We start from the raw sequence: 26088 nt of genomic DNA, 5'->3' as shown, positions 1-26088 counted from the left end.
TTTGTTACGCTGCGCTGCGGGTCATGAGCACCCACGCGTGTCTTTTGCTGTTTTCGAAGAGCGGCACGGCATCAACGCGCGCAGCCTCCAGGAATCCGTTTCTTCCATAAAGCGACAAAGCCGCTTCGTTATCACTTGCGGTAATGAGACTGACGGGACGGCGATCGGCCCTTTCGATCTGATCCTCCAGCAGCCTGCGTCCGATGCCGATGCCGCGCAGATGGCTATAGACGCCGAGACTGCCGACGAACCAGCTTCCGACCACCGTTTTCTGCAAGGCGAGCATCGGCTGGGTCGCTGGTATCGTCGCCTCGATATCGCCTATCCCCTCACCCAGCGCATGGCCAATCGCCACACCTGCAACCTCGCCGTAGGCCTCGGCGATGATGGCATCCTGCCAGCCGCCGACAGCTTCCTCTTCGCGCATCTTCAGCCGGCCTCGCTCCAAGGGCGTGTCGCTGATGCCGTTCGCCACATCGGCAAACCAGAGCCAGGAAGCAAACCCGTGCGAGGCAATATCCGCCAAGATCGCCAGCTCCGAGGCATCCCGCCGTGAGGCCTGCCGCAGGGCGATGAAGGCGGTCATGGTCAGATCCCCAGCATCATCCGCACGATCGATTCCAGCCCGCGTCCGAGCGCCCGCGTATTGTCCGCATCGAGGTGAATGCCATCGATCGGCGTGGTCTTGGCGACGGAATTGCTGTCGAAAAAGCCGCAGCCGAGTTCGTCGGCAAGATCCCGGTAAAGCGTTGCGAGCTTTGCCGATTCGTCGATGCCGCCGGGAAAGGATGCGGCGAAGGGCACATTGCCGGTCGCGCAGATCGCCGGCGGCGCCACGATCAGGATCTCCGGCCCGTCGAATTCGAAGGGCCAGGCGTGATTCCGGATCAGCCGCACCAGCCGGCTGATGCCCTGGCAGGCGGCAAAGGCGGAACCGGCCACGACCGGCTTCATGTCATTGGTGCCGAGCAGCAGGATGACGAGATCGAGCGGTGCATGCGTCTGCAGGATCGTCGGCAGGATGCGCGCACCGTTGCGATCGCAATCAGCGAGGTGGTCGTCGAAAGCGGTCGTGCGACCGTTAAGACCTTCGGCGATGACGCGCGCCTCACTGCCGAGCGCTGCCTGAAGCACGCTCGGCCAGCGATTCTTGTAGTCATGACGGCCGATCGTCTCGGCGTCATAACCCCAGGTCAGCGAGTCGCCATAACAAAGAACGGTCTTGCTCATTTCCGCCTCCGCCCAGCTGTCAGACCAGCATGCCCATCGGGTTTTCGATATAGCCCTTGAAGGCCTGAAGCAGCTCGGCGCCGAGCGCGCCATCGACGCAGCGATGGTCGGTCGACAGCGTGACCGACATCACGGTGGCGATGGCCATTTCACCCTTCTTGACGACGACCCGCTGTTCGCCGGCGCCGACCGCGAGGATCGTTGCATGCGGCGGGTTGACGACGGCAGCGAAGTTCTTCACGCCCATCATGCCCATGTTCGAGACCGAGCTGGTGCCGCCCTGATATTCCTCGGGCTTCAGCTTGCGATCCTTGGCCCGCTTGCCGAGATCGCGCATCTCGTTGGAGATCGCCGACAGCGTCTTCTGCTCGGCCTTGCGGATGATCGGGGTGATCAGGCCGCCGGGGATCGAGACGGCGACGCCGACATCGGCGTACTTGTGCTTGACCATGTTGTTGTCGGTCCAGGAGACGTTGGCATCCGGAACGTCGCGCAGCGACAGCGCCATGGCCTTGATGACCATGTCGTTGACCGAGAGCTTGTAAGCTGGAGCGTTGTCCTTGCGGGGTGCCGCATCGTTCAGCTGGGCGCGCAACGCCAGCAGAGCATCGAGCTCGCAATCGACGCTGACGTAGAAATGCGGAATCGTCTGCTTGGATTCCACCAGACGCCTGGCGATCGTCTTGCGCATGCCGTCATGCGGCACGAGCTCGTAGGAACCCGGTTCGAACAGCTTGAGCACGGCCTCCTCGGAAGCACCCTTCGGCGCTGCAGCGGCCGGAGCCGGAGCTGCAACAGCTTGCGGAGCGGAGGCTGTTGGTGCGGCGGCCTTGGCGCCACCACCGGCAACGGCTGTCTCGACGTCGCTCTTGACGACGCGGCCATGCGGGCCGGAGCCCGCGACTGCCGAAAGGTCGATACCGGCTTCCTTGGCGAGCCTGCGGGCGAGCGGCGAAGAGAAGGTGCGGTTACCGTCTGGTGAAACCGGTGCAGGTGCAGCGGCGGGTGCTGCAGCGGCCTGGGCCGGAGCAGCCTCAGCCTTCGCAGCCGGTGCAGCTTCAGCCTTCTGCGCCGGAGCGGCGGAGCCCGCGCCGCTTGCGGCGGCGGCGACATCCTCGCCATCGGCGGCGAGAACCGCGATCAGCGCGTTGACCTTGACGCCTTCTGTGCCGGCGGCAACGACGAGCTTGGCGACCGTGCCTTCATCGACGGCTTCGACTTCCATCGTCGCCTTGTCTGTCTCGATCTCGGCGATCACATCGCCAGACTTGACCGTGTCGCCTTCCTTGACCAACCACTTGGAAAGATTGCCTTCCTCCATGGTCGGAGAGAGGGCGGGCATCGTGATATTGATCGGCATCGAGATACCCTCCCCTTATTTGTAACAAACAGCCTTCACCGCATCGACGACTTCGCCGACGTTCGGAAGCGCCAGCTTTTCGAGATTGGCGGCGTAGGGCATTGGCACGTCCTTGCCGGCAACTGTCAGGATCGGCGCATCGAGATAATCGAAGGCCTGCTGCATGACGCGGGTGGCGATTTCGGTGCCGACAGATGACTGCGGATAACCCTCTTCGACCGTGACCAGGCGGCCGGTCTTCTTAACGGATTCGATGACCGTCGGAAGATCCATCGGGCGGATGGTGCGAAGGTCAATCAGTTCGACGTCGATGCCGATCTTTTCGAGTTCGGCGACAGCCTTCGTCGCATAGGTCATGCCGATGCCGAAGGAGACCACCGTTACGTCCTTGCCCGGACGATGGATGCGGGCCTTGCCGATTGGCAGAACGAAATTGTCGAGCTTCGGCACATCGAAATGCTGGCCGTAGAGAATTTCGTTCTCGAGGAAGATCACCGGGTTTGGATCGCGGATCGCAGCCTTGAGCAGGCCCTTGGCGTCGGATGCCGTGTAGGGCATGACCACCTTCAGGCCGGGGATTGCACTGTACCAGGCAGCATAATCCTGGCTGTGCTGGGCGCCGACACGTGCCGCGGCGCCATTCGGGCCGCGGAAGACGATCGGAGCGCCCATCTGGCCGCCGGACATATAGAGCGTCTTGGCGGCGGAGTTGATGATGTGGTCGATCGCCTGCATGGCGAAGTTGAAGGTCATGAATTCGACGATCGGGCGAAGGCCGGCCATTGCGGCGCCGACGCCGACGCCGGCAAAGCCGTGCTCGGTGATCGGCGTATCGATGACGCGGCGAGGGCCGAATTCCTGCAGCAGGCCTTGGGTGACCTTGTAGGCGCCCTGGTATTCGGCAACTTCCTCGCCCATGACGAAGACGTCTTCGCTGGCGCGCATTTCCTCGGCCATGGCGTCGCGCAGCGCTTCGCGCACGGTCGTCGATACCATTTCGGTGCCGGCCGGGATTTCCGGATCATTCGGCACGACGGCCTTCGGCTCGGCCGGAAGCGGCGCGGAAGCGGAGCCGGTATTGGTCGGCTTTTCTTCCTGGGCAACAACGGGGGCGGCAGCGGCAGCCGGCTTGGCGGCTGAGATATCGGCGGCGGATTCGCCGTCCTGCAACAGCACGGCGATCTTGGTGTTGACCTTGACGCCTTCGGTGCCGGCATCGACGAGCAGCTTGCCGATGACGCCTTCGTCGATGGCTTCGACTTCCATCGTCGCCTTGTCGGTTTCAATTTCGGCGATCACGTCGCCGGAGGTGACCTTGTCACCTTCCTGTTTCAGCCATTTGGACAGCGTGCCTTCTTCCATCGTCGGAGAGAGGGCGGGCATGAGGATATCGATAGGCATGGGTTCCCTCCCCGATTAGAGCAGAATGTCGGTGTAGAGCTCGGATGCATCCGGCTCCGGATCGGCCTGGGCGAAGTCGGCGCTGTCGGCGACAATGTCGCGGACATCCTTGTCGATCGCCTTCAGATCGTCTTCGGACGCCCAGCCCTTTTCGACAAGGCGTGCCTTCACCTGTTCGATCGGGTCATGTTCGGAGCGCATCTTCTGCACTTCGTCCTTGGAACGATACTTCGCCGGGTCGGACATGGAGTGACCGCGATAACGATAGGTCAGCATTTCGAGAATGATCGGGCCCTTGCCGGAACGGCAATGTTCGAGCGCCTCGTCTGCCGCCGCCTTGACGGCGCGAACGTCCATGCCATCAACCTGAATGCCGGGGATGCCAAAGCCGGAGCCGCGCAGCGAGTAGTTCGACTGAGCGGTGGCGCGCGCCGTCGACGTACCCATGGCGTAACGGTTGTTTTCGACGATATAGACGATCGGCAGCTTCCAGAGAGCCGCCATGTTAAAGCTCTCGTAGACCTGGCCCTGGTTGGCAGCGCCATCGCCGAAATAGGCGATCGAGACATTGCCGTTGCCGCGGTAATGATTGGCAAAGGCAAGACCGGTTCCGAGCGAAACCTGGGCGCCGACGATGCCGTGACCGCCGTAGAAATGCTTCTCTTTCGAGAACATGTGCATCGAGCCGCCCTTCCCGTGGGAATAGCCGCTGCGACGGCCGGTCAGTTCCGCCATGACGCCGCGCGCTTCCATGCCGGTTGCCAGCATGTGGCCGTGGTCGCGATAGGCAGTGATGACCTGGTCGCCTTCCTTCTGCGCCATCTGCATGCCGACGACGACAGCTTCCTGACCGATGTAGAGGTGGCAAAAGCCGCCGATGAAGCCCATGCCGTAAAGCTGGCCGGCCTTCTCCTCGAAGCGGCGGATCAGCAGCATCTCGCGATAGGCCTTGAGCTCCTCATCGCGATCGAAGTCGGCTACCGGGCCGCCGTTCGATGCTTTGGCTGCCGGTTTTGCTGCAATTTTGCGGCTGGAAACGGTCGCGGTCTTTCGCGGCGCCATTCAACCCTCCCTATGGGTTTGTCGGTTCTTGGTGGCGCGTACCATAGGGAAGAAATTTGACCACAGCAATGCCATAATTGCATGGCTCGTATTCAAGTCTAAACTACTGATAAAGCTAGCGAAATTCGAATTAACCTGATTTCAGTTAATTGGAATAATGATTGAATATGACGATCTCGTCCGCGCGCGACATATTGAGCTGATAGCGCGCTTTTTCGTCCAGCATATCCTTGTCGAGCGAGCCGTCACTCAGCAGCGCGACCTGATTTTCCAGATGTTCGCGCTTCGCCTTCAAGATCGCAAGCTCTTTTTCACGCGCGACACGCTGATGCTCGAACGTTTCCGTTGCGCGCAGGCCATAATCGCCGTGAATGCAATGATAACCGAAATAGGAGAGGAAGGCGACCGCCATAGCCGGAATGACGAAGCGACCGAATTTTCTCTTCTTATGATGCTTTGTCCACATACACGCATGCTCTTGAACGCATTACCAATTCGTTCAGCATAACGCGCAGAGATTAACCGTTCATTGACCGTAAAGACGGGCGATAAAAAACCCGCGCCGGAAGGCGCGGGCTCTAGCCGTTTGAAAATCAGATCCGATCAGGCGCGAATGATCCTGCGGCCGGCATACTGGGCCTGGGGGCCGAGGCCTTCCTCGATGCGGATCAGCTGGTTGTACTTGGCAAGACGGTCGGAACGTGACAGCGAGCCGGTCTTGATCTGGCCGCAGTTGGTGGCGACCGCGAGGTCGGCGATGGTCGAATCTTCGGTTTCGCCGGAGCGGTGAGACATGACGGCGGTATAAGCTGCCTTGTGTGCCGTGTTGACGGCGTCGAGGGTTTCCGTCAGCGAGCCGATCTGGTTGACCTTGACGAGAATCGAGTTGGCGACGCCCATGCGGATGCCGTCGCGAAGACGGGCGGAGTTGGTGACGAAGAGATCGTCGCCGACGAGCTGGGTCTTCTTGCCGGCAAGGTCGGTCAGCGTCTTCCAGCCGTCCCAGTCGTCTTCGGCCATGCCGTCCTCGATCGAGATGATCGGGTACTTGGCGGCGAGTTCGGCCAGGTATTCAGCCATGGCACCCGATTCGAGCGTACGGCCTTCGCCTTCGAGAACGTACTTGCCGTCCTTGAAGAATTCGGTCGAGGCGCAGTCGAGGCCGAGGCACATGTCGTCGCCCGGCGTGTAGCCGGCTTTCTCGATCGACTTCATGATGAAGTCGAGAGCCTCGGGCGCGCTCTTCAGGCCAGGTGCGAAACCGCCTTCGTCGCCGACATTGGTGTTGTGGCCCTGTGCGGCCAGTTCCTTGCGGAGCGTATGGAAGACTTCAGAACCCATGCGCACGGCTTCGGCGATCGTATCGGCGCCGACCGGCAGGATCATGAACTCCTGGAAATCGATCGGATTGTCGGCATGGGCGCCGCCGTTGATGATGTTCATCATCGGCACCGGCAGCAGGCACGCGGAAGCGCCGCCGACATAACGGTAGAGCGGCAGGCCGGATGCCTGGGCGGCAGCCTTGGCGACGGCGAGCGACACGCCGAGGATGGCGTTGGCGCCGAGGCGCGACTTGTTTGGCGTGCCGTCCAGTTCGATCATGATGTTGTCGATCTGGATCTGGTTTTCGGCATCGATGCCGCCGATCGCATCGAAGATCTCAGTGTTGGCGGCATCGACCGCCTTCTGAACGCCCTTGCCGAGGTAGCGCTTGCCGCCGTCGCGCAGCTCGACCGCCTCATGCGCGCCGGTCGAAGCGCCCGAGGGAACGGCCGCGCGGCCCATGCTGCCGTCTTCGAGATAGACATCGACTTCGACGGTGGGGTTGCCACGGCTATCGAGAATCTCGCGGGCGATGATATCGGTGATTGCAGTCATGGGTTCTTCCTGCTCGGTGGGTGATCAATCGTTCAAAGCCTGTCATAATCGAAGGCGTGCAAATTACAATGGCGCTTACCGCACCTTCGACCTGCATGTCCGATCGTCGCTACAGCACGAACATGTCAGGCTTTTGACTGTCAGCCCTTGGCGACAGCATCGAAGGCCAGCAGCTTTTCCAAAAGCCGCGGCATATCCTTGAGGTAGACCATGTTCGGGCCGTCGGACGGGGCGTTGTCGGGGTCCTGGTGGGTTTCGACGAAGACGCCGGCAATACCGGTCGCCACCGCCGCGCGCGCCAGCGTTTCCACGAATTCCCGCTGACCGCCGGAGGAATCGCCCTGCCCGCCCGGCTGCGCCACGGAATGGGTCGCATCGAAAACCACCGGCGCGCCCATCGACGCCATGATCGGCAGCGAGCGCATGTCGGAGACCAGGGTGTTGTAACCGAAGGAGGCGCCGCGCTCGCACAGCAACACGTTCGGATTGCCGCTGGCGTTGAGCTTCTTCAGGACGTTTTTCATATCCCAGGGAGCGAGGAACTGGCCCTTCTTGACATTGACGACGCGGCCGGTTTCGGCGGCGGCGATCAGAAGGTCGGTCTGGCGGCAGAGGAAGGCCGGGATCTGCAGGACATCGACCACCTTTGCCACCTCGGCGCATTGCTCGGCAGTGTGGACGTCGGTGAGGACCGGAAAACCGAACTCCTTCTTCAGGTCGGCAAAGATCTGCATGCCCTTTTCAAGCCCGATGCCGCGTTCGGCAGAGAGCGAGGTCCGGTTCGCCTTGTCGAAGGAGCTCTTGTAGACGAGGCCGATGCCGAGCTTGGCGCAAAGCTCCTTCAGCGTGCCGGCAATCATGAAGGCATGGTCGCGGCTCTCCATCTGGCAAGGGCCGGCAATCAGCGACAGGCGGCCGGTATTGGAAAAGGTGACCTGGCCTGCGCCCTCGCCGATCCTGACTTCGGAATTCGTATCAGTGCTCATCGTGTTTCCTCGAAGGCGAAGAGCGTGCCCTGCCCGGGCGCCGGCTTCACCAGAATGCGATTGTTCTTGCGCGTGTAGGTCACTCCGTTAGCAGCCAAATGCGCTTCTGTCACGGCAAGATCGGCGACGGCAAAGAGGATAGCACGGCCGCGCAGCCCGCGGTCGGCGGATGCGACGGCGATCTCGAAATAGGCCTCCAGCCCTTCCGGCGTCATCAGGCTGATTTTCGCATTCGGCGCCGCGATATTAACGCCGAAACCGGTTTTCTCGACGGCCGATTGCGCCGTGGCAAGGCTGACGAAGGCGGCGAATGCAGCGGGGTCCGGCGCGCAAAGCGCGATCTCGGTTATGCCGGTCACACCATTGGCATGCGTCTCCAGCGCGGCGCGGTCGGCCAGCAGCGGATTGACGCGCTCAACACAGAAGAGGAAGAAATCCGGCGCGCGCAACTCAGCGGCAAAGGCCAGCTTGAATCCGGCCATGGTCTCGGAACCGTCCGGCATTTTCATCGGCCGGCTGAACTGCAGCATGTCGCCGGCGCTCGATCCGCTGCCGACAAAGCTCCGATGAGTGCGGCCGGCATCCCCGGTGCCGAACGCCACCGCCGAAAGCCCCTCCTCGCCACAGCGGAAGCGGAAGGCCCGATTGCGGGCGGTGAAGACATTGCCCTGCCGCGCCGATGCCTCGCTCTCCTCGTGGCTGGCGATACCGAGCGGCTCCAGATAGGTCTTGTCAGCAAAGAAGACGCAGGCATTCTCCGTTCCGAAGGGATGGCGGGCATCGGCGGCAACGGTGAAGCCAAGCTTGCCCAGCCTTTCGCGCGCCAGATCGATGTTGACGACGGGCAGCACCACATGATCCAGCGGGTGCGGTTTGGCGGAGTGCTCGTTCATGATATCCCTCCCTGAAACGGCAAGAGGGTGCGACAGCGCCACCTTCAATGCAAGACATGTGCGCCAATCCGGCGAATGAAAATAAAAAACTCAACGAGTTGGCGGCAAGTTTTACGGAAATTTAGCACCTTGCGGAACACATATGGAACATATAGTGTCTGTTCTGGATTTGTTTCAATCACGGGGTCACACGTCGATGCTCACGCGCAAACAACAAGAGCTCCTGCTTTTCATTCATGAGCGCATGAAGGAATCCGGCATTCCGCCCTCTTTCGACGAAATGAAGGATGCCCTGGATCTGGCCTCGAAATCCGGCATTCATCGTTTGATCACAGCGCTTGAGGAACGCGGCTTCATTCGCCGCCTACCGAACCGCGCCCGCGCGCTCGAGGTCATCAAGCTTCCGGAAGCCTACAGCCCGAGCATCCAGCCCCGGCGCGGCTTTTCGCCGAGCGTCATCGAGGGCAGCCTCGGCAAGCCCCAGCCGGTCGCCGCCCCCGCTCCTGCAAAACCGGTCGCCGATAATGGCAACTCCGTCTCCGTGCCGGTCATGGGCCGGATCGCAGCCGGCGTTCCGATCTCGGCGATCCAGAACAACACCCACGACATCGTCGTTCCCGCCGACATGCTCGGCTCCGGTGAACATTATGCGCTGGAGGTCAAGGGCGATTCGATGATCGACGCCGGCATCTTCGACGGCGATACGGTGATCATCCGCAACGGCAGCACCGCAAGTCCCGGCGACATCGTCGTCGCCCTCGTCGATGACGAGGAAGCGACGTTGAAGCGCTTCCGCCGTAAGGGCGCATCGATCGCGCTGGAGGCCGCCAATCCGGCTTACGAGACCCGGATCTTCGGGCCGGACCGTGTCAAGGTGCAAGGCAAGCTCGTCGGCCTCATTCGCCGTTATCACTGACATTGAACAGACCGGATTCGGTAAAACTGTTGCTGCGCCAGTCGTAGGCGCGATGGCGCATCCATGGGCGCGACAGGGTTTCGAATGCGGTCACGACCTCCGGCCCGGCGTCCACGAATCGTAGCTCGACGGAGCCCGTTCTGCGCAGTGTCTCACCAGTAAAGAGCGTCGCTCCCGAGCGGCAGCTGTTGAAACGCAGGCGGACGGACGTCACGACGATATCCGCCGCGTCGCAGGCCGGGCCGAGATAGGCTGCGTTGTCGATGACCGCAACGACATGACCATTGCCCAGCCTTGATGTGCACCAGGCCTTTTTGACGCAGGAAAAGCGGTTTGCTTCACCGCTGACGACGGCCGCCCGCATCGCTGCCCTCGCTTCATTCTGCTGATCGCGGGACAGCCTGACGCGGCGGTCTTCTCCCTCCGGCGGGACAGCGGGACCATCGAGCATTTTCGGCGGGGAATGCGTCGGCAGGACGAGTGCTCTCTGCCACTGGTCGAAGATGAAATCCGGCGGGTTTTCGCGGTTGGAAGCGATCGCCGCAGCCGCGACCACCGCGACGAGACTGCCATCCTCTGAAATCACCAGATCCGGCGGCCGGGGAACCGGTAGAACCAGCACGACAAATGTCGAGACACCGATGATCGATGTGCCGATATGGCGCAGCCGGGTGCGCAGCAGCATCAGTAGCAGAAAGCCGGCCACGGCGACTGCGAAATACCAAGCGGGCAAGCGGCCGATGCCGATATCACCACCCCAGCCGGAGACGGTCTTGGCGACCGCAATTACCAGATCGAGGCCGAAGCCCACCACCTTCCAGAGCGGAGCGTCCAGACCGAACGGCATGAGCAACATCGCCAGCAGCCCGGCCGGCATGACGATGAAGGAGATAATCGGCATCGTCGCCAGATTTGCCGGCAGGCCGTAAGCGGTGAGGCGATGAAAATGTTCGATAGAAAACAGCGCCGTGGAAAAACCGCCGATCAGCGAGGTCAGGAAGACGCCGCCGAAGAAACCGGCGACGGCAACCACCGGCCTGAAAATCGGCAGCTTCAGGAAGGCGTTTTCGCGGACGCGCCGGTCCTTCCACAGTTGATAGCCCGATACCAGTGCCAATGTCGCGGCAAAGGACATCTGGAAGCTTGGCCCCAATACCTCTGATGGCGAAATGGCGATGATGACGAGCGCCGAGAGAACGACATTGCGCAGGCTGATCGACGGCCGGTCGAAGAAGACGGCAACCAGCATGATCGCCATCATGATGAAGGCACGTTCGGCCGAGACCCCGAAGCCGGAAATCAGGTAGTAGGCGGTGACGGCGATGAGCGCGCCGGCGGCAGCGATTTTCTTTGTCGGATAGGCCTGAGCGACGCCCGGAAAGAGGCTGAGCAGCATCCGGAAGCCGACGAAGAAGATGCCGGCCGACAGCGCCATGTTGAGGCCGGAGATCGCGACGATATGAGCAAGGCCGGACTGGCGCAGCGCCTCCGTCGTCGCATTCGAGATGGCGCGTCGCTCGTCCGTCACCAGAGCAGCGGCAAAAGCGCCGGTATCGCCGGGCAGGATCGATCGTATGCGGTCGCCGATGCTGCTGCGCAGCCGGTAAAGCCATTCGAGCAGAGCTTCCGATGTCGATCTGGCAGCCTGCGGACCCGCCTCCAAATCCTTCTCCGGAGCGCCGTAGAAGAAACCGTTGGCGCCGATGCCATCGAAATAGGCACCGAAGGAGAAGTCGTTGAGCTCGGGAAGCGCGGGGCCGGCCGGCGGCGTCAGCCGTGCCCTGCCGGTTATGAGATCGCCGATCTCGAACGGCGTGTCGGCGCCGCGGACGATCGCGGTTATGCGTCCTGGCGGCCGCTTCAACTCCGGCGCCTCAGTGCCGGTGACGGCAAGGATGTAGCGCCACCGTCCACGGCCGTCGCCTTCTCGCCGCTCGACACGACCGGTCACCGTCGTCGTCACGGCGGAATCAAGCATCACCGTCGAAGCCCGCCAGCTCTCGAATTGTGCGCAGAGCATGCCGCAGGCGAAAAGTGCAGGCGCGAGCAGCGTTGCCCGCAAGCCCGCTCGGCTGCGGCCGGTGATGAGAACCGCGATCGTCAGCACCAACAGAGAGAGCAGCGATGCAACGAGCGGAAAATCGGATGCCGCAACAAACCAGAACGCAGCCCCGGCGCCGAGGAACACCGGCGAAAAAAGCAGCAGGCGGCCATGATCCGCCTCCTCGCCCAGCATGCGCATGCCGGCGCCAATCGATCGCCGGGCTACGGACGGCAACCGGTGGCGCAAAGGCGTCGTTGACTGCGTCCTGGTCGGCCGTATCACCACGACGGGCGGCAAAATAGCGGAGGAGCCGGCTGAGCCGGCGCCTGCTTCCGGCCGCAATTCGACTATCGTCACGTTCTGCATGTGCCGCCCAAGGTCACCCGCGAAGGCGGCCAGAATGCAGCCTCTCATCAAATCCGGCAAGGATAATCGATTGAAATATGAGGGAAAATCGTGAGCGCCAAAAAACCAGTCGAATCATCGGCTTCCGATATGCGCGCGGCTCATCGCTGCAGTGCCTAAAAGGTGATACCGCAATGCACAAAATGCCGTCACGGTAACTTGGCATTAGCTTCGCGATCATATAGCTATCGGTGAGGACGCTTAACCCCTATGGCGCTTTTATGGCGCCACCGCCATTTCGGAGGATCAGCATGACGGATCAAAGCGCTACAATAAAAATCGGTGACAAATCTGTCGACCTTGCCGTCAAGAGCGGCACGATTGGCCCGAGCGTCATCGATATCGGTGCCCTTTACAAGAACACGGCTTCCTTCACCTACGATCCGGGTTTCACCTCGACCGCATCCTGTGAATCGAAAATTACCTATATCGACGGCGACGAAGGTGTGCTGCTGCATCGCGGCTATCCGATCGAGCAGCTGGCCGAGCATGGCGACTTCCTCGAGGTCTGCTATCTTCTGCTTTACGGCGAACTGCCGACCACCGTACAGAAGAAGGACTTCGATTATCGCGTCACGCACCACACCATGGTGCACGAGCAGATGAGCCGTTTCTTCACCGGCTTCCGCCGCGACGCGCACCCGATGGCCGTCATGTGCGGCTGCGTCGGCGCGCTGTCGGCCTTCTATCACGATTCAACCGACATCACCGATCCGCACCAGCGTATGGTCGCCAGCCTGCGCATGATCGCCAAGATGCCGACGCTCGCCGCCATGGCCTACAAGTACCATATCGGCCAGCCCTTCGTTTATCCGAAGAACGATCTCGACTACGCCTCGAACTTCCTGCGCATGTGTTTTGCCGTGCCTTGCGAAGAATATGTGGTCAATCCTGTGCTTGCCCGCGCCATGGATCGCATCTTCATCCTGCATGCCGATCACGAACAGAACGCCTCGACCTCGACCGTGCGTCTCGCCGGTTCGTCGGGCGCCAACCCGTTCGCCTGCATCGCGGCCGGTATTGCCTGCCTCTGGGGCCCGGCGCATGGCGGCGCCAACGAAGCAGCGCTCAACATGCTGCATGAGATCGGCTCGGTCGACCACATTCCGGAATATATCGCCCGCGCCAAGGACAAGAACGATCCGTTCCGGCTGATGGGCTTCGGCCACCGCGTCTACAAGAACTATGATCCGCGCGCCAAGATCATGCAGAAGACGACGCATGAGGTGCTCGGCGAGCTCGGCATCAAGGACGATCCGTTGCTCGAAGTGGCGATGGAGCTGGAGCGCATCGCGCTCACCGACGAATATTTCATCGAGAAGAAGCTCTATCCGAACATCGACTTCTATTCCGGCATCACGCTGAAGGCGCTGGGCTTCCCCACGACGATGTTCACCGTGCTCTTCGCGCTTGCCCGCACCGTCGGCTGGATCGCGCAGTGGAACGAGATGATCGAGGATCCGGAACAGCGTATCGGCCGTCCGCGCCAGCTCTATGTCGGCGAACCGAAGCGCGACTACATTCCGGTTTCGAAGCGCTGATCACTTCGGCCAATATATTACCCGAAAAGAAGAAAACCCGGTCAGAGACGACCGGGTTTTTTCTTGTTCAGCACATCGAGAAGGATTTCGGCGGCGTGTTCGCCGGGTGGTTTTTCGGTCTGCATGCGCTGCCAGATGAGATCATAGCCTTCCTTCATCGCCTTGAGCTGGTAGGTGTCGGCTGACAGCCTTTCCATCCAGCGTGCGAGACTTGCGCCGCGAACAATATCGTTCAGATATTCCGGCACGACCGCGTAATCGGCAATCAGGTTTGGCAGTGCGCCTGTCCAGGTCTTGATGCTCGACGTCAGCAGACGCATGATCCAGTCGACCTTGTAGGCAGAGACGACGGGAACATCGGCAAGCGCCAGTTCAAGAATGACGGTTCCGGATGCCGCTATGGCCGCATCGGCTTCAGCGAAGGCCTGCCATTTTGCTTGCGCGCCGAGCACGATTTCCGGCTTTACCACCCATCCCGCCGTCAATTGGCGGACAAGCGCTTCCCTGTGCGTTACCGTCGGCAGAATAAAGCGCATCGGCCCATTGCGGGCGGTCAATTCGCTTGCAGCGACCTCGAAATGCGGCAGGAGCTTCTGGATTTCGGAAGAACGTGAGCCGGGCAGAAGAAGGATCGCCCCCTTGCCGGGCTGCCTGCCGGCGCGCAAGCGCCGCGTTTCCAACAGCGCAGGGTCGGCGGTCAGACGATGACCGACATAGGTGGTGGCCGGGCCGTTCAGGCGCCGCATCGTCGCCGGCTCGAAAGGCAGGACGGCGAGCACATGATCGACATAGGAGAGCATGCGCGCGGCGCGATATTCCTTCCAGGCCCAGACGCTCGGACAGACGTAATTGACGACAGGCAGATCGGGCAGCGCGGTACGGACCCGCTTGGCGACGCGATGGGTGAAATCCGGGCTGTCAATAATGAGGAGAATGTCGGGCTTCGCAGCAATGATGGCAGCGGTCGTCTGGCGGATCAGGGTATAGAGCTTCGGCAACCGGCTCAGCACCTGGGTGATGCCCATGATCGAAAGTTCGGAGAAATCGAACAGGGATGTCAGCCCCTCGGCCTGCAACCCCTCGCCGCCGACGCCAACAAGCTCCACCGGTCCGACATGAATCCGCTTCAGGGCAGCGATGAGATCGGCACCGAGCAGATCACCCGACACCTCACCGGCAATGACGGCGATCTTCAGCGGCGCCCCGTTCATTCGAGCCCCCATGCCGGCAGCCCGCGATCGATGCCGCAGACAAAAATGCCGGCATCATCGGCGGCTTTGATCACGGCGCTACGATCGAGCACCAGCGAGCGGCCAGCCTCCACGGCGATTCCGCCAAGACCGGCTTTCCTAGCGTTCAGGACAGTAGAAACGCCGATCGCCGGCAGGTCGGCGCGGATATCCTGTTGCGGCTTGCAAAGCTTGACGAGCGCGCCGCGGCGCCGCGGCGAGATCCGACCGGCGGCTCTGAGACTTGCGACCCGGTCCAGCATCTCATCCGTGCCCTCAAGACCCTCCAGCGCGACGACACGCCCGCCGATGCTGATGGCGCCCTGCCCGACATCGAGCCGGCCGAGCATGTCTGCGGCTTCGGCTGCGCGGCCGATATCGCGCCGGTCTTCTTCGCCGGGCACGACGGCGCCAAGCGGGCCGACAGAGGCAAGGAGGTCGGGGGCGATTTCATGGGCGCCGACGACGCGACGGCCGTTTCCTTCGATCAGCCGGATGACCATCTGCAGAACCGTGTCGTCGCCGCCGGATAGCAGGGTCCGGATGGCGGCCGGCACTTTCATCAGGATGCGCAGCGTCGGGCGTACCTCGCGCCATTCCGGCCGGCGGGCGACGCTGCCCGACATCACGACCCGGCCGACGCCATAACGGTTGAACAACCCATCAAGAGCTGCGAAATTGCCGATGCCGATAACGGCGTGGTCATAGCCTTCCCAGCGCCGGTCGCTTTCATCCTTCAGTGCAACAATGACCGGATTCTCACCGGCCGCACGCGCAGCTTCAGCGACATAGGAAGGCAGAAGACCGCCACCGGCGATGATCGCCAGCCGGCCCGCAGCGGTTTCGCCGGATAAAGCCACAGACTAGCCCTTCTGCCCCCGGGTCGGCGAGGAGAGAGCGCGGTCGCTGTCGGCGGCGATGAAATCGAGGATGTGGACCGCCTGTTCGCAATCGGCATAGTCGTCACGAATGGCGGCGGCGTTTTCGCGGACGGAACCCGTTCCTTCGAAGATCGACTTATAGGCGCGACGCACCCTGTGGATGACCGCGCGGTCGACGCCGGCGCGCGTCATGCCGACGACATTGAGGCCGCTCAGCAGCCCGGGATTGCCGTTCAACATGCCGTAGGGAATGACGTCGTAGCTCACCGCCGAAAGCCCGCCGACGAAGGCGTGGCGGCCGACGCGCGTGAACTGGTGAACGGCCGAGCCGCCGCCCAGGATGACGCGATCCTCGATGACGACATGGCCGGCGAGCATGACGTTGTTCGACATGATCACGTGATTGCCGACCCTGCAGTCATGCGCGACATGGGAATTGGCAAGGAAGAGGTTATTGTCGCCGACGATCGTCTGGGCACCGAAATCGGCCGTGCCGGTGTTCATCGTCACGCCCTCGCGGATCGTGCAGTTGGCGCCGACCGAAAGCGTCGTCTCCTCGCCGCCGTGATGGACGCTCTGCGGATCGCCGCCGATGACGGCCATAGGAAAGATCCGCGTGCCCTTGCCGATCACGGTGCGGCCGGTGACGACCGCATGTGACAAGAGTTCGACATTTTCATGCAGGACGACGTGCGGCCCGACATGGCAGAACGGACCGATCTTGACGCCCTCACCGATAACAGCCCCGTCTTCGACGACAGCCATCGGATGAATGCGGGCGCTTTCGGCGATAGTGCTCATGCCTGTTCCTTACGAACGATCATCGCGCCGATATCGGCTTCGGCGACAAGCGCGCCGTCAACCTTGGCGTCGCAATGGAATTTCCAGATATTGCCGCGCTGCTTGTGCTTTTTGACATGGAATTCGACGCGATCGCCGGGAACGACAGGCTTGCGAAAGCGCGCATTCTCGATGGTCATGAAGTAGACGAGGTTGCCCGGCTGGCCTTCTTTCTTGGCACAGATCGCACCTGCGGTCTGTGCCATGCCCTCGATCAGGAGAACACCGGGCATAATCGGGGCGTCCGGAAAATGGCCCGTGAAATGCGGTTCGTTCACAGTGACATTCTTGATGCCGATTGCGCTGTTGTCGCTGTCGATCTCGATGATCTTGTCGACCATGAGGAAGGGGTAGCGATGCGGCAGCAGCTTCATGATCTCGGTGATGTCAGCCGAAGAAAGCGTTGTCGTGGCCGCCTCAGTCATTTTCCTTGCCTCCAGGGTTCCTGCCGCGCAACTTAGACTTCGACACTTGTTGTGCGGCCTCTCTCAGATAGTCTTTTAGCGGACGAGCAGGTATCCCGCCATATTGCCCGCCGGCGGCAAGATCGGTCATGATACCGCTTTTGGCAGCGATCTGCACGCCATCGCCGATCGTCACGTGCCCCTTGATGCCGACCTGGCCGCCGATCTGGACGCCGTTGCCGATCTTCGTGCTGCCGGCAATGCCGACCTGCGCGACGATGGCGCAATGGCGTCCGATCTGAACGTTGTGGCCGATCTGTACCTGGTTGTCGATCTTGGTGCCTTCACCGATGACCGTATCGTCCATGGCGCCGCGGTCGATCGTGGTATTGGCGCCGATTTCGACCTTATCCTGGATGATCACCCGGCCGATCTGGACGATCTTGATCATGCCACGCGGCCCCGGTGCATAACCGAAACCATCTTGGCCAATGCGGACGCCGTTGTGGATGATGACGCCATTGCCCAGCAATGCGCAGAGCACGCTGGCGCCGGCCGCAATCGAACAATCGCGGCCGATTTTGACATTCGGGCCAATGATGCTGTGGGCGCCGATGCGCGTCCCTTCGCCGATCTCTGCATGCGCACCGATGACGGCCATCGGCTCGACGATGACGCCGCTTTCAAGCCTGGCGCTCGGGTCGATCACCGCGCTCGGTGCGATCTTGTTTTCAGCTGAGGAAAAGACAACCGGGCGCAACGCGGCGGGATAAAACAGACCGCCCGCCATCGCGAAGGCGGCATGCGGATTGGACGACAGGATGATCGGGATATGTGGGGGTACGAGATCGACGAGCGCCTTGTCGCAGATCACCGCCGAGGCTTCGCATGTCCCGAATTCATCGCGGTTGCGGCGCGACAGGATATAACAGACATCACCCGCCCGCGCCCTGTGGATCGGGGCAACGGACCTGACGACAACATCGGCGTGGTCGGAATTGGCAAGTTCCGCCCCAAGAAACTCTGCCAGCTCAGCGAGCTTCAGACCTTCATGGGGCAGAAAAAAAACGTTTTGCTCCATCGGCAATGCTCCAGAACGGAATTGAGTCTTACAGTTCCGGACTGCCGATATCAGAATTGGTTGTTGATGCCAAACTTGAAGTTCTGCGTCTTGTCGAAGTCTTCCTTGAGAACCGGGATCGCGTAATCCAGACGCAATGAACCGAAGGGAGACTGCCAGACGACACCGACACCGACAGACGCGCGCAACGAGGCGTCTTCGCCGTCAATGCCGTCGCCCCTCAGGTCAACGTCGTTGCCGAACAGCGTTCCGGCGTCGGCAAAAACCGCGCCGCGCAGGTTGAAGTCACGCGGGAAGCCCGGCATCGGGAAAGTCGCTTCGGCCGATGCGGTGAAATACGTCGTACCACCGAGCGGATCGTCGTTGGTGCCGGAAACGCGCGGGCCGATACCCTTGTTTTCGAAACCACGAATATCGCCGTTGCTCAAGGTGAACTGATCGAAGACATTCAGGTTGCCCCCGAGGCCGACGACATAACCCGCCGAAGCAGATACCGAGCCGATGATATCGGCATCGTCAGCGAGCAAGCGGTAATAACGAGCCTTGCCGTAGAGCTTGTAGAATTGCGAGTCGCCGCCGAGGCCGGCGAGTTCCTGCGTGGCCGTCGCATAGATGCCTTCGCGCGGCAGGACCGTATCGTCGAGCGTGTTGTAGGTCAGCGTCTGCGAGATGGAGGAACGTGTCCACGGGCTGTCCTCAACCAAGTGCTGATACGGAGCGGACAGGTCGGAAAGATCGTTGTTATCCGCGTCATACTTCATCTGTTTGTAGTTATAGCGGAACGTCGTCGCCAGGTCCTCGGTGATCGGCGCAGTGACGCGCAGGACGACGCTGGTTTCCTCGTAATCGTAGTTGTCGTTGCTCGACGTTTCGCTGTGGTTGACGTCAAAGCCTGCTGCCAGACGATAGCCGAGGAAATAGGGTTCGGTGAAGCTGACGCCGTAGGCGCGCGACCCTTCCTGACCGCCGCCGGCCGAGATGCGGATGTACTGACCGCGGCCAAGGAAGTTCTTTTCCTCGATGGATGCTTCCAGCAGCAGACCATCGCCGCCGGCGGCATAACCCGCGCCGACACCGAACGAACCGGTGGACTGATCCTGCACGTCGACGACCACCACGACGCGATCGGGCGAGCTGCCCGGCTGGGTGGAGATATTGACGGAAGAGAAGTAACCGAGCGCTTCGAGGCGGCGCTTGGCCTTGGTGATCATCTGCTGGTTGAAGGCGTCGCCTTCGCTCATATCGAATTCGCGACGGATCACGTAATCGCGCGTGCGGCTATTGCCACGGATCTCGATGCGCTCGACATAGGCGCGCTCGCCCTGGTCAACCAGATACTCGACACCGATCGTGTTGTTGTTGAGGTCGCGGTTACCGCGCGGCGTGACGCGCGCAAAGGGGTAACCGGCAGACGCGACCTGATCGGAGATCGCCTCAATCGACTTCTGCACTTCCTTGGCGTTGTAGACCTTACCTTCGTGGGTGCGTACCAGCGGCTGCAATTGCTCGGAGCCGACGCCTTCGACGGTCGACTGGACGGTCACCGGTCCGAAGTCGTAACGCTGGCCTTCCTCGATGTTGAAGGTCAGCGTGTATTTGTTGGTCGCATCGTCAAAGGTCGCATCGGAAGAGACGATGCGCATGTCGGCGTAGCCGCGATTGTAATAGAACTGGCGCAGCGCTTCCTCGTCGGCATGGAGCTTGTCGTCGTTATAGACGTCCTTGCGGGTCAGGAACGACAGGAAGTTTGACCGCTTGGTAGCGATGACGGCAGCCAGGCGGCCGGCGCTGTAGGCATTGTTGCCGACGAAGTTGATCGAATCGATCTTGGTGCGGTCGCCTTCGTTGATCACAAAAGCGAGGTTGACGCGGCCTTCGCCGAGCGGCACGACCTGCGTCGTCACTTCGACCTCGCTGCGGCCGGTGGCGGCATAGGCTTCCTTGATCGACTGGATGTCAGCCTGGATCTGGGTGTCGCTGTAGGGGCCGGCGGCGTGGGTCTGGACGATGGTCGCGAGCTTGTCGTCCTTGATCTTGCGATTGCCGTTGAAGACGACCTGATTGACGAGCTGGGCTTCCTGGACGTTGACGACAAGCGTGCTTCCGGAGACCGAAATCTTGACGTCGGAGAAGTAGCCCGTGCCGTAGAGCTGCTTGACCGAGGCATCGATATCAGTGTTCGAAAAACTCTTTCCGGGAGCGATGGTGAGGTTCGACCGGACGGCTTCCGCGCCAACACGGCTTGCGCCGCGCACATCGATGCGCTGGATGACCGCGGCCTCAGCGGCCGTAGCAGAAACGAACGTCAAAGCACCTGCGCCCGAAGCAACAACACTAGCAGACAGCGCAACCGCCGATACTGCGTTCAAAAACTTTGAACCAGCCTTCATTTCACCTATTACCTTTTTTTCCCTCGTCCCCGGCCCCGGGAAAACCCGATTCCGGTCACGTGTGTCGTTTTACCCGCTTTTGACATACAAGCAAGGGAGGTCGTTAATTTCTGTTTACTTCATTTCGAAGCGTGACCCATTCGCCACTACAGCCTTGAAACATCGTAAATAAATAGTAATTCCCCTGCCTTGCGCGTTTACCCTTAGCTCAGGCTAATGTCGTTCCAGGTCGTGAAAACCATCAATGTTAGTATCATGGCAAAGCCAATGCGAAATGCGATTTCCTGAGCCTTGGCACCCAGCGGTTTTCCTCTCACCGCTTCCACCGCATAGAACATCAGGTGGCCGCCATCAAGTACCGGAACCGGCATCAGGTTAAGCAATCCTATCGAAACCGAAAGCATGGCGGCGAGCTGCAACACTGCCCCTATGCCAAGCTTGGCCATCTGGCCCGAAGCTTGCGCCACGCGGATCGGCCCACCCAGTTGATCGGCCCGCATCGTTCCGCGGAAAATATTGCCGATATATTTGAAGGTGCCGGTGACGATGTCCCGGGTCTCGATCACACTCTCCCGCAGCGCCTGGATCGGCGTATAGGTCTGCAGGCGGAAATTGCCGACCTCCTTGTTGGTGACGATGCCGATCTGGCCGAGCTCGATCTTGTTGCCGAACTGGTCGGTCTGGTCTACGCGTTGCGGCACCATCGGCAAGTCGAGCTTCTGACCGCCGCGCTCGATGGTGACGACGATCGTCTGGCTCGGGCGGATGGCGACATAGCGGCGCACGTCGTCGAAAGTCTCGACCTTGCCGCCGTCGATGGCGACCAAGAGATCGCCGGGAAGGATGCCGGCGGCAGCCGCCACGCCATCCGGTTTGACCTCTGCAACGACGGGATCGGCGACCGAGCGGCCGTAGACCGAGAAAAGAATGGTGAAGATAGCGATCGCCAGCAGGAAATTGGCGATCGGGCCGGCGGCAACCGTCGCGGCACGTTTCCACAACTTTGCTCCGGCAAAGGAGCGCGCCCTATCCTCCTCGGACATGGCGGCGATCTTGTCGGTGTCGGGCTTGCTCGAGGCGTCCTCGTCGCCGAAGAAACGGACGTAACCGCCAAGCGGGATTACCGAGATCTTCCAGCGCGTTCCATGACGGTCGGTGAAGCCGAATATTTCCGGACCGAAACCGACTGAGAAGGCCAGGATGCGGATACCGCTCCAGCGCCCGACGAGGTAATGGCCCATCTCGTGCACGAAGACGAGCAGCGAGAGCACGAGGATGAAGGTGACGATATTCCCCATCAGGAATGCGTATATATCGGCCATCACTTCTATCAGTTCCTTCCGTCAGGCTGCGGCGTCATCAAAGGCCAAACAATGCCGCCCCAAGCGACGTCATCGCAGTCCCCTTTATCAGGGAAAATAATCCAGCAAGCAAGAACGCCGAAAAACAGGCGAAAATCAGTCCGTCTACCCGGTCCATGACGCCGCCATGACCCGGAATGAGACGGCTTGAATCCTTGACGCCGAATTTTCGCTTGATGAAAGATTCGAACAGATCTCCCGACTGGCTGCAAACCGAGAGAACGAGTGCTGCGACGGCGGCGATGATTTCCGTGCCCGGAAGAAGAAAATGGGCGAGAACGACGCCGGATACGACCGCCGAAACGCCGCCGCCGATTGCCCCCGACCATGTTTTTCCCGGCGAGATCGAAGGGGCAAGCTTCGGTCCCCCGAGCGCCCTGCCGACAAAATAAGCAAGAATGTCGGTTGCCCAGACGACGGCAAAGACGAAGAGCATGGCGTAAAGGCCTGGCCGGTCATCACTTCTGATCGCGGCGAGCGCCAGGCCGGTGGCACCGGCATAAAACAGGCCTACCGGCAGCCAACGGCTGGTGCCGTGCAGGATGATCAGCGCAATGCCGACAGCGGTGACGCCGGCGAGCATACCGGCGGCGAATTCGAAATTGCCGAGAAGCACTAGGAAGGCGATCGCCGCCTGGCCGATCCAGCCGACTGTATTGGCGACCCAATCACGCGCGATGCCGGTAATTGTCGACCATTCATAATAGATCAGCAGGCCGATCACGGCCGCCAGAATGCGGAAGGCAAACCCACCATACCAGGTGGCGGCAAGAACGATGGCCGCAAGAATCAGTCCTGAAACGATGCGGAGCTTCAATTCCTGCTGCATCAGGTGCCGACCGCGGCTGCCTGCGACGACAGACCGCCGAAGCGCCGGTCGCGAGAGGCGAACTTCTCGAGCGCCGAGCGGAATATCTCAGGGCTGAAATCCGGCCAGTATTCCGGAACGAAGATGAATTCCGAATAGGCGGCCTGCCAGAGCAGGAAATTCGACAGCCGCTCCTCGCCGCTGGTGCGGATGATGAGATCCGGATCGGGAATACCGGCCGTGTCGAGACGGGCGTTGATCAGCGCCGGGGTGATATCCTGCGCCCTCAGGCGGCCGGCCTCGACATCCCTCGCCAGGCTCACCACAGCTCGTGAGATCTCGTCGCGCGAGCCGTAATTGAAGGCGATGACCAGTGTCAGCGCCATATTGTCCTTGGTCGTTTCCTCCGCCTCGAGCAGCAGGCCGAGAATGTCGCTACGCAGGCTGTGGCGGTCGCCGATCACCTTGATCCGGACGTTCTGGCGATGAAGCTCGGCGAGGTCACGCCGGATGAAGGCCTTCAACAGACCGAGCAGATCGGAGACTTCGGCCTCCGGCCGGCGCCAGTTTTCCGAGGAGAAGGCAAACAGGGTCAGATATTTTATGCCGGCCGCGCCGGCGGCGCGTACCGTCTCGCGTACCGCCTCGACGCCCTTGCGATGGCCCATTGTCCGCGGCAGGCCGCGCTGCTTGGCCCAACGGCCATTGCCGTCCATGATGATGGCAACATGCTCTGGCACAGTCACGAATACAGATTCCGACATTTCCCGTCCGGTCTTTCCAGGCAAAGGCACAGATCCACTAGACCTGCATGATTTCCTTTTCCTTATCGCCAAGCAAGCGGTCGATTTCGGAAATCGTCTCGTCCGTCATCTTCTGTACACGTTCCGACTGCGCCCTGCCCTCGTCCTGGCCGATTACGCTATCCTTTTCGGCCTTCTTAAGACCGTCCATGCCATCGCGGCGAACGTGGCGAATCGCGACCTTGCTCTTTTCGGCATAGTCATGAGCCACCTTGACGAGCGATTTGCGGCGCTCCTCGTTGAGCTCCGGCAGCGGAATACGCAGGCTCTGGCCGTCGACGATCGGGTTGAGGCCGAGATTGGATTCGCGGATGCCGCGCTCGACGGCGCTGACCATCGACTTGTCCCAGACGGAAACCGACAGCATGCGCGACTCCGGCACAGTAATGTTGGCGACCTGGTTCAGCGGCATACGCGAACCATAGGCCTCGATCGTCACCGGATCGAGGATGTTGGCCGATGCCCGGCCGGTGCGCAGCGATGCGATGTCGCTCTTGAATGCGGAAACTGCGCCGTCCATGCGGCGCTTCAGTTCCTTGATGTCGATACCTTCACTCATGTCGATGCTCCCGTATAAAGCGCGTCGCTATCTGTCAGATTCGCTTGCCGCAACATGATTCAGATTTCAGACCAACCGGGCCTAAATCACCATGTTTTAGCGAGGGCTGCGCCTGATCAAGCGGCGCAGCTTATATCAGTTGTCGGAGACGATGGTCTTGAGGCCACCCCCCGTCAAGATTTCAGCAAAACCGCCTTTCTCATGGATCGAGAAGACGATGATCGGAATGGAATTCTCCCTGGCGAGCGCCACGGCGGCAACGTCCATCACCGCAAGCCCCCTGTCCAGTACTTCCTGGTGTGTCAGGCGGTCGAGGCGAGTCGCATCGGGATATTTCTTCGGGTCGGCGGTATAGATCCCATCGACCTGCGTGCCCTTGAAGATCGCCTCCGCGCCCATTTCAGCAGCGCGCAATGCTGCGGCCGAATCGGTGGTGAAGAAGGGGTTGCCGGTGCCGCCGGCAAAGATCACCACGCGTCCCATCGACAGATGATAGAGGGTTGCGCGCTGCGAAAAGCTCTCGCAGATCTCGGGCATGGAGATGGCCGAAAGCACCACCGTATCGATGTTCAGCTTGCGCAGCGAGGTCGCAAGCGCCAGCGCGTTGATGATGGTGCCGAGCATGCCCATGTGGTCGCCGGTGACCCGGTCGCCGCCCTTGGACGCTACCGCGACACCCCGGAAGATATTGCCGCCACCGACGACGACGCCGACTTCCACGCCCATATGCCTTGCCTCGGCGATGTCGGATGCAACGCGGTCCGCTACCGCAACATCGATCCCGAAGCCCTGGCTACCCATGAGTGCTTCGCCGGAAGCCTTGAGTAGAACGCGTTTATAGACAGGCTCTATAGACATCTTGGCTCCTCGTAAATTGCCGTGACTGCCCGATACACGAAGGGCACCGCGTTGTCACGCGATGCCCTGGTGTTTTCCCAATTATGGCTGGAAGATCAACCCTTGACGGCAGCCGCGACTTCGGCTGCGAAATCGGTTTCTTCCTTCTCGACGCCTTCGCCGAGCAGAAGGCGGGCCATGCCGGCGACTTCGATCGGCGCGCCGACGGCCTTTTCAGCTTCCTTGACGGCGGCTGCGACGGTCAGATCGGGATTGATGACGAAAGCCTGTGAGAGAAGGGCGACTTCCTCGAAGAACTTGCGCATGCGGCCGTCGACCATCTTTTCGATGATGTTGTCTGGCTTGCCGGAGGCGCGCGACTGCTCGATGAAGACGTTGCGCTCGCGCTCGGCGACGGCGGCATCGACTTCCTCAGGGCGGATCGCCAGCGGCGCTGTCGCGGCAATGTGCATGGCGACCTGACGGCCGATTGCGTTCAGAGCGTCCTTGTCGCCGGTCGACTTCAGGGCAACGAGAACGCCGAGCTTGCCGAGGCCGTCGGAAACCGCATTGTGGATGTAGGTGGCAACGACGCCGTCCTCGACGGAGAGCGCGACCGAGCGGCGCAGGTTCATGTTCTCGCCGATCGTTGCGATCGCATCCTTGATCGTGTCGGAAACGGGCTTGCCGGATGCCGGGTAGGTCGCAGCCGCAACGGCGTCGACGGTGCCGTTCGTGGAGACGGCGACCTTGGCAATGCCGCGGACGAGATCCTGGAAGGCATCGTTACGGGCGACGAAGTCGGTTTCGGAATTGACTTCGACGACGACCGCCTTGGTGCCCTGGCTCGAAACGCCGATGAGGCCTTCGGCGGCTGTGCGGCCCGACTTCTTGTCGGCCTTGGCGATGCCCTTGGCGCGCAACCAGTCGATCGCCGCTTCCATGTCGCCGCCGGTTTCGGCAAGAGCCTTCTTGCAATCCATCATGCCTGCGCCGGTCTTTTCGCGCAGTTCCTTCACCATTGCAGCCGTAATCTCGCTCATTAGCTTCCTCTTGTCGGTTCATACGGTGGAGCGCAAAGCGCGGCTCGGCACCGGATTGAGGCACGAAATGTACCTGTATGTATGACAGCGTGATGAAGACGCGCCATAACGAAACTTATCTGGCAAAGAGCCTGAT

The 26088-nt window shown here is 61.1% G+C and carries 24 protein-coding genes; 2 read left to right on the top strand and 22 right to left on the bottom strand.

What is annotated here, in order from left to right; translation table 11 throughout:
• Window positions 1-4: 4 nt before the first annotated feature.
• The 9 genes from RCCGE510_RS07605 to RCCGE510_RS07565 form a co-directional block, all read right to left on the bottom strand.
• Window positions 5-586 (bottom strand): GNAT family N-acetyltransferase, encoded by a 582-nt coding sequence (locus RCCGE510_RS07605; RefSeq protein ID WP_007628695.1) that lies wholly within the window; start codon window positions 584-586, stop codon window positions 5-7.
• 2 nt (window positions 587-588) lie between these two features.
• Window positions 589-1230, bottom strand: a complete 642-nt coding sequence (locus tag RCCGE510_RS07600; RefSeq protein ID WP_007628694.1) for an SGNH/GDSL hydrolase family protein — start codon at window positions 1228-1230, stop codon at window positions 589-591.
• A gap of 19 nt (window positions 1231-1249) precedes the next feature.
• Entirely contained in the window at window positions 1250-2590 is a 1341-nt protein-coding gene (locus RCCGE510_RS07595) for a pyruvate dehydrogenase complex dihydrolipoamide acetyltransferase (RefSeq protein WP_007628693.1), read from the bottom strand.
• Window positions 2591-2605: 15 nt separating this feature from the next.
• A complete protein-coding gene (locus RCCGE510_RS07590) occupies window positions 2606-3991 on the bottom strand; it encodes a pyruvate dehydrogenase complex E1 component subunit beta (protein WP_007628692.1) in 1386 nt (461 codons plus the stop codon).
• Window positions 3992-4006: 15 nt separating this feature from the next.
• Window positions 4007-5053 carry a pyruvate dehydrogenase (acetyl-transferring) E1 component subunit alpha gene (pdhA, locus tag RCCGE510_RS07585; protein ID WP_007628691.1) on the bottom strand — a complete coding sequence of 349 codons (1047 nt, stop codon included), beginning with the start codon at window positions 5051-5053 and terminating at the stop codon, window positions 4007-4009.
• A gap of 145 nt (window positions 5054-5198) precedes the next feature.
• Entirely contained in the window at window positions 5199-5519 is a 321-nt protein-coding gene (locus RCCGE510_RS07580) for a septum formation initiator family protein (RefSeq protein WP_007628688.1), read from the bottom strand.
• Between the two features lie 137 nt (window positions 5520-5656).
• Window positions 5657-6931: a phosphopyruvate hydratase gene (gene eno / locus RCCGE510_RS07575; RefSeq protein ID WP_007628686.1), complete on the bottom strand. Its 1275-nt coding sequence runs from the start codon at window positions 6929-6931 to the stop codon at window positions 5657-5659.
• Window positions 6932-7071: 140 nt separating this feature from the next.
• The gene (kdsA, locus tag RCCGE510_RS07570) at window positions 7072-7917 is read right to left on the bottom strand and encodes a 3-deoxy-8-phosphooctulonate synthase (protein WP_007628685.1); all 846 of its coding nucleotides are present in this window, start codon (window positions 7915-7917) and stop codon (window positions 7072-7074) included.
• Window positions 7914-8810 carry a VOC family protein gene (locus RCCGE510_RS07565; RefSeq protein ID WP_007628684.1) on the bottom strand — a complete coding sequence of 299 codons (897 nt, stop codon included), beginning with the start codon at window positions 8808-8810 and terminating at the stop codon, window positions 7914-7916. Before RCCGE510_RS07565 ends, kdsA begins: the two co-directional genes overlap by 4 nt.
• Before the next feature lie 196 nt (window positions 8811-9006).
• Here RCCGE510_RS07565 and lexA point away from each other — a divergent pair, with 196 nt between their 5' ends.
• A complete protein-coding gene (gene lexA / locus RCCGE510_RS07560; RefSeq protein WP_007628683.1) occupies window positions 9007-9726 on the top strand; it encodes a transcriptional repressor LexA in 720 nt (239 codons plus the stop codon).
• Here the strand turns inward: lexA and RCCGE510_RS07555 are convergent.
• Window positions 9707-12136 (bottom strand): ComEC/Rec2 family competence protein, encoded by a 2430-nt coding sequence (locus RCCGE510_RS07555; protein WP_037078065.1) that lies wholly within the window; start codon window positions 12134-12136, stop codon window positions 9707-9709. The two genes, lexA and RCCGE510_RS07555, sit on opposite strands and share 20 nt — an antisense overlap.
• A 290-nt stretch (window positions 12137-12426) precedes the next feature.
• On the opposite strand from RCCGE510_RS07555, the gene gltA reads away from it, so the two are divergent.
• On the top strand, window positions 12427-13716 hold the full coding sequence (gltA, locus tag RCCGE510_RS07550; RefSeq protein ID WP_007628680.1) for a citrate synthase: 1290 nt from the start codon (window positions 12427-12429) through the stop codon (window positions 13714-13716).
• A gap of 41 nt (window positions 13717-13757) precedes the next feature.
• Here the strand turns inward: gltA and lpxB are convergent, their stop codons facing one another.
• The 12 genes from lpxB to tsf all read right to left on the bottom strand — a co-directional run bounded on the left by lpxB (window position 13758) and on the right by tsf (window position 25952).
• Window positions 13758-14927, bottom strand: coding sequence for a lipid-A-disaccharide synthase (gene lpxB / locus RCCGE510_RS07545; protein WP_007628679.1), 1170 nt, complete (start codon window positions 14925-14927; stop codon window positions 13758-13760).
• Window positions 14924-15805: an LpxI family protein gene (locus RCCGE510_RS07540; protein WP_007628678.1), complete on the bottom strand. Its 882-nt coding sequence runs from the start codon at window positions 15803-15805 to the stop codon at window positions 14924-14926. The genes lpxB and RCCGE510_RS07540 overlap by 4 nt, the downstream gene beginning before the upstream one ends.
• 3 nt (window positions 15806-15808) lie before the next feature.
• Entirely contained in the window at window positions 15809-16627 is an 819-nt protein-coding gene (lpxA, locus tag RCCGE510_RS07535) for an acyl-ACP--UDP-N-acetylglucosamine O-acyltransferase (RefSeq protein ID WP_007628677.1), read from the bottom strand.
• On the bottom strand, window positions 16624-17091 hold the full coding sequence (gene fabZ, locus RCCGE510_RS07530; RefSeq protein WP_007628676.1) for a 3-hydroxyacyl-ACP dehydratase FabZ: 468 nt from the start codon (window positions 17089-17091) through the stop codon (window positions 16624-16626). The genes lpxA and fabZ overlap by 4 nt, the downstream gene beginning before the upstream one ends.
• Window positions 17084-18151 carry a UDP-3-O-(3-hydroxymyristoyl)glucosamine N-acyltransferase gene (lpxD, locus tag RCCGE510_RS07525; RefSeq protein ID WP_007628675.1) on the bottom strand — a complete coding sequence of 356 codons (1068 nt, stop codon included), beginning with the start codon at window positions 18149-18151 and terminating at the stop codon, window positions 17084-17086. The genes fabZ and lpxD overlap by 8 nt, the downstream gene beginning before the upstream one ends.
• 50 nt (window positions 18152-18201) lie before the next feature.
• Complete coding sequence (gene bamA / locus RCCGE510_RS07520) at window positions 18202-20541, bottom strand: outer membrane protein assembly factor BamA (RefSeq protein ID WP_037078062.1); 2340 nt, start codon at window positions 20539-20541, stop codon at window positions 18202-18204.
• 203 nt (window positions 20542-20744) lie between these two features.
• Window positions 20745-21872, bottom strand: coding sequence for an RIP metalloprotease RseP (gene rseP, locus RCCGE510_RS07515; RefSeq protein ID WP_192815290.1), 1128 nt, complete (start codon window positions 21870-21872; stop codon window positions 20745-20747).
• Window positions 21873-21900: 28 nt separating this feature from the next.
• Window positions 21901-22731, bottom strand: a complete 831-nt coding sequence (locus tag RCCGE510_RS07510) for a phosphatidate cytidylyltransferase (protein WP_007628671.1) — start codon at window positions 22729-22731, stop codon at window positions 21901-21903.
• Window positions 22731-23474 carry an isoprenyl transferase gene (locus RCCGE510_RS07505; RefSeq protein WP_007628670.1) on the bottom strand — a complete coding sequence of 248 codons (744 nt, stop codon included), beginning with the start codon at window positions 23472-23474 and terminating at the stop codon, window positions 22731-22733. Before RCCGE510_RS07505 ends, RCCGE510_RS07510 begins: the two co-directional genes overlap by 1 nt.
• A gap of 37 nt (window positions 23475-23511) precedes the next feature.
• The gene (frr, locus tag RCCGE510_RS07500; RefSeq protein ID WP_007628667.1) at window positions 23512-24072 is read right to left on the bottom strand and encodes a ribosome recycling factor; all 561 of its coding nucleotides are present in this window, start codon (window positions 24070-24072) and stop codon (window positions 23512-23514) included.
• Between the two features lie 135 nt (window positions 24073-24207).
• A complete protein-coding gene (gene pyrH, locus RCCGE510_RS07495; protein ID WP_007628663.1) occupies window positions 24208-24930 on the bottom strand; it encodes a UMP kinase in 723 nt (240 codons plus the stop codon).
• A gap of 95 nt (window positions 24931-25025) precedes the next feature.
• Window positions 25026-25952, bottom strand: a complete 927-nt coding sequence (tsf, locus tag RCCGE510_RS07490) for a translation elongation factor Ts (protein ID WP_007628662.1) — start codon at window positions 25950-25952, stop codon at window positions 25026-25028.
• Between the last annotated feature and the right edge of the window lie 136 nt (window positions 25953-26088).

It is taken from the genome of Rhizobium sp. CCGE 510, from assembly GCF_000292525.1.
Classification (GTDB): Bacteria; Pseudomonadota; Alphaproteobacteria; order Rhizobiales; family Rhizobiaceae; genus Rhizobium.
The sequence above is the reverse complement of the archived record's forward strand: the minus strand, read 5'-3'. Positions and strand labels throughout refer to the sequence as shown.

Bases quoted from the DNA above. Each gene is read 5' to 3' on its own strand.
- pyrH (WP_007628663.1), bottom strand. From the start codon at position 24,930: ATGTCTATAGAGCCTGTCTATAAACGCGTTCTACTCAAGGCTTCCGGC.
- RCCGE510_RS07595 (WP_007628693.1), bottom strand. From the start codon at position 2,590: ATGCCGATCAATATCACGATGCCCGCCCTCTCTCCGACCATGGAGGAA.
- RCCGE510_RS07510 (WP_007628671.1), bottom strand. From the start codon at position 22,731: ATGCAGCAGGAATTGAAGCTCCGCATCGTTTCAGGACTGATTCTTGCG.
- gltA (WP_007628680.1), top strand. From the start codon at position 12,427: ATGACGGATCAAAGCGCTACAATAAAAATCGGTGACAAATCTGTCGAC.
- RCCGE510_RS07605 (WP_007628695.1), bottom strand. From the start codon at position 586: ATGACCGCCTTCATCGCCCTGCGGCAGGCCTCACGGCGGGATGCCTCG.
- RCCGE510_RS07600 (WP_007628694.1), bottom strand. From the start codon at position 1,230: ATGAGCAAGACCGTTCTTTGTTATGGCGACTCGCTGACCTGGGGTTAT.
- tsf (WP_007628662.1), bottom strand. From the start codon at position 25,952: ATGAGCGAGATTACGGCTGCAATGGTGAAGGAACTGCGCGAAAAGACC.
- kdsA (WP_007628685.1), bottom strand. From the start codon at position 7,917: ATGAGCACTGATACGAATTCCGAAGTCAGGATCGGCGAGGGCGCAGGC.
- frr (WP_007628667.1), bottom strand. From the start codon at position 24,072: ATGAGTGAAGGTATCGACATCAAGGAACTGAAGCGCCGCATGGACGGC.
- RCCGE510_RS07565 (WP_007628684.1), bottom strand. From the start codon at position 8,810: ATGAACGAGCACTCCGCCAAACCGCACCCGCTGGATCATGTGGTGCTG.
- lexA (WP_007628683.1), top strand. From the start codon at position 9,007: ATGCTCACGCGCAAACAACAAGAGCTCCTGCTTTTCATTCATGAGCGC.
- bamA (WP_037078062.1), bottom strand. From the start codon at position 20,541: ATGAAGGCTGGTTCAAAGTTTTTGAACGCAGTATCGGCGGTTGCGCTG.
- lpxB (WP_007628679.1), bottom strand. From the start codon at position 14,927: ATGAACGGGGCGCCGCTGAAGATCGCCGTCATTGCCGGTGAGGTGTCG.
- RCCGE510_RS07580 (WP_007628688.1), bottom strand. From the start codon at position 5,519: ATGTGGACAAAGCATCATAAGAAGAGAAAATTCGGTCGCTTCGTCATT.
- fabZ (WP_007628676.1), bottom strand. From the start codon at position 17,091: ATGACTGAGGCGGCCACGACAACGCTTTCTTCGGCTGACATCACCGAG.
- lpxD (WP_007628675.1), bottom strand. From the start codon at position 18,151: ATGGAGCAAAACGTTTTTTTTCTGCCCCATGAAGGTCTGAAGCTCGCT.
- lpxA (WP_007628677.1), bottom strand. From the start codon at position 16,627: ATGAGCACTATCGCCGAAAGCGCCCGCATTCATCCGATGGCTGTCGTC.
- RCCGE510_RS07505 (WP_007628670.1), bottom strand. From the start codon at position 23,474: ATGTCGGAATCTGTATTCGTGACTGTGCCAGAGCATGTTGCCATCATC.
- eno (WP_007628686.1), bottom strand. From the start codon at position 6,931: ATGACTGCAATCACCGATATCATCGCCCGCGAGATTCTCGATAGCCGT.
- RCCGE510_RS07555 (WP_037078065.1), bottom strand. From the start codon at position 12,136: ATGCAGAACGTGACGATAGTCGAATTGCGGCCGGAAGCAGGCGCCGGC.
- RCCGE510_RS07590 (WP_007628692.1), bottom strand. From the start codon at position 3,991: ATGCCTATCGATATCCTCATGCCCGCCCTCTCTCCGACGATGGAAGAA.
- pdhA (WP_007628691.1), bottom strand. From the start codon at position 5,053: ATGGCGCCGCGAAAGACCGCGACCGTTTCCAGCCGCAAAATTGCAGCA.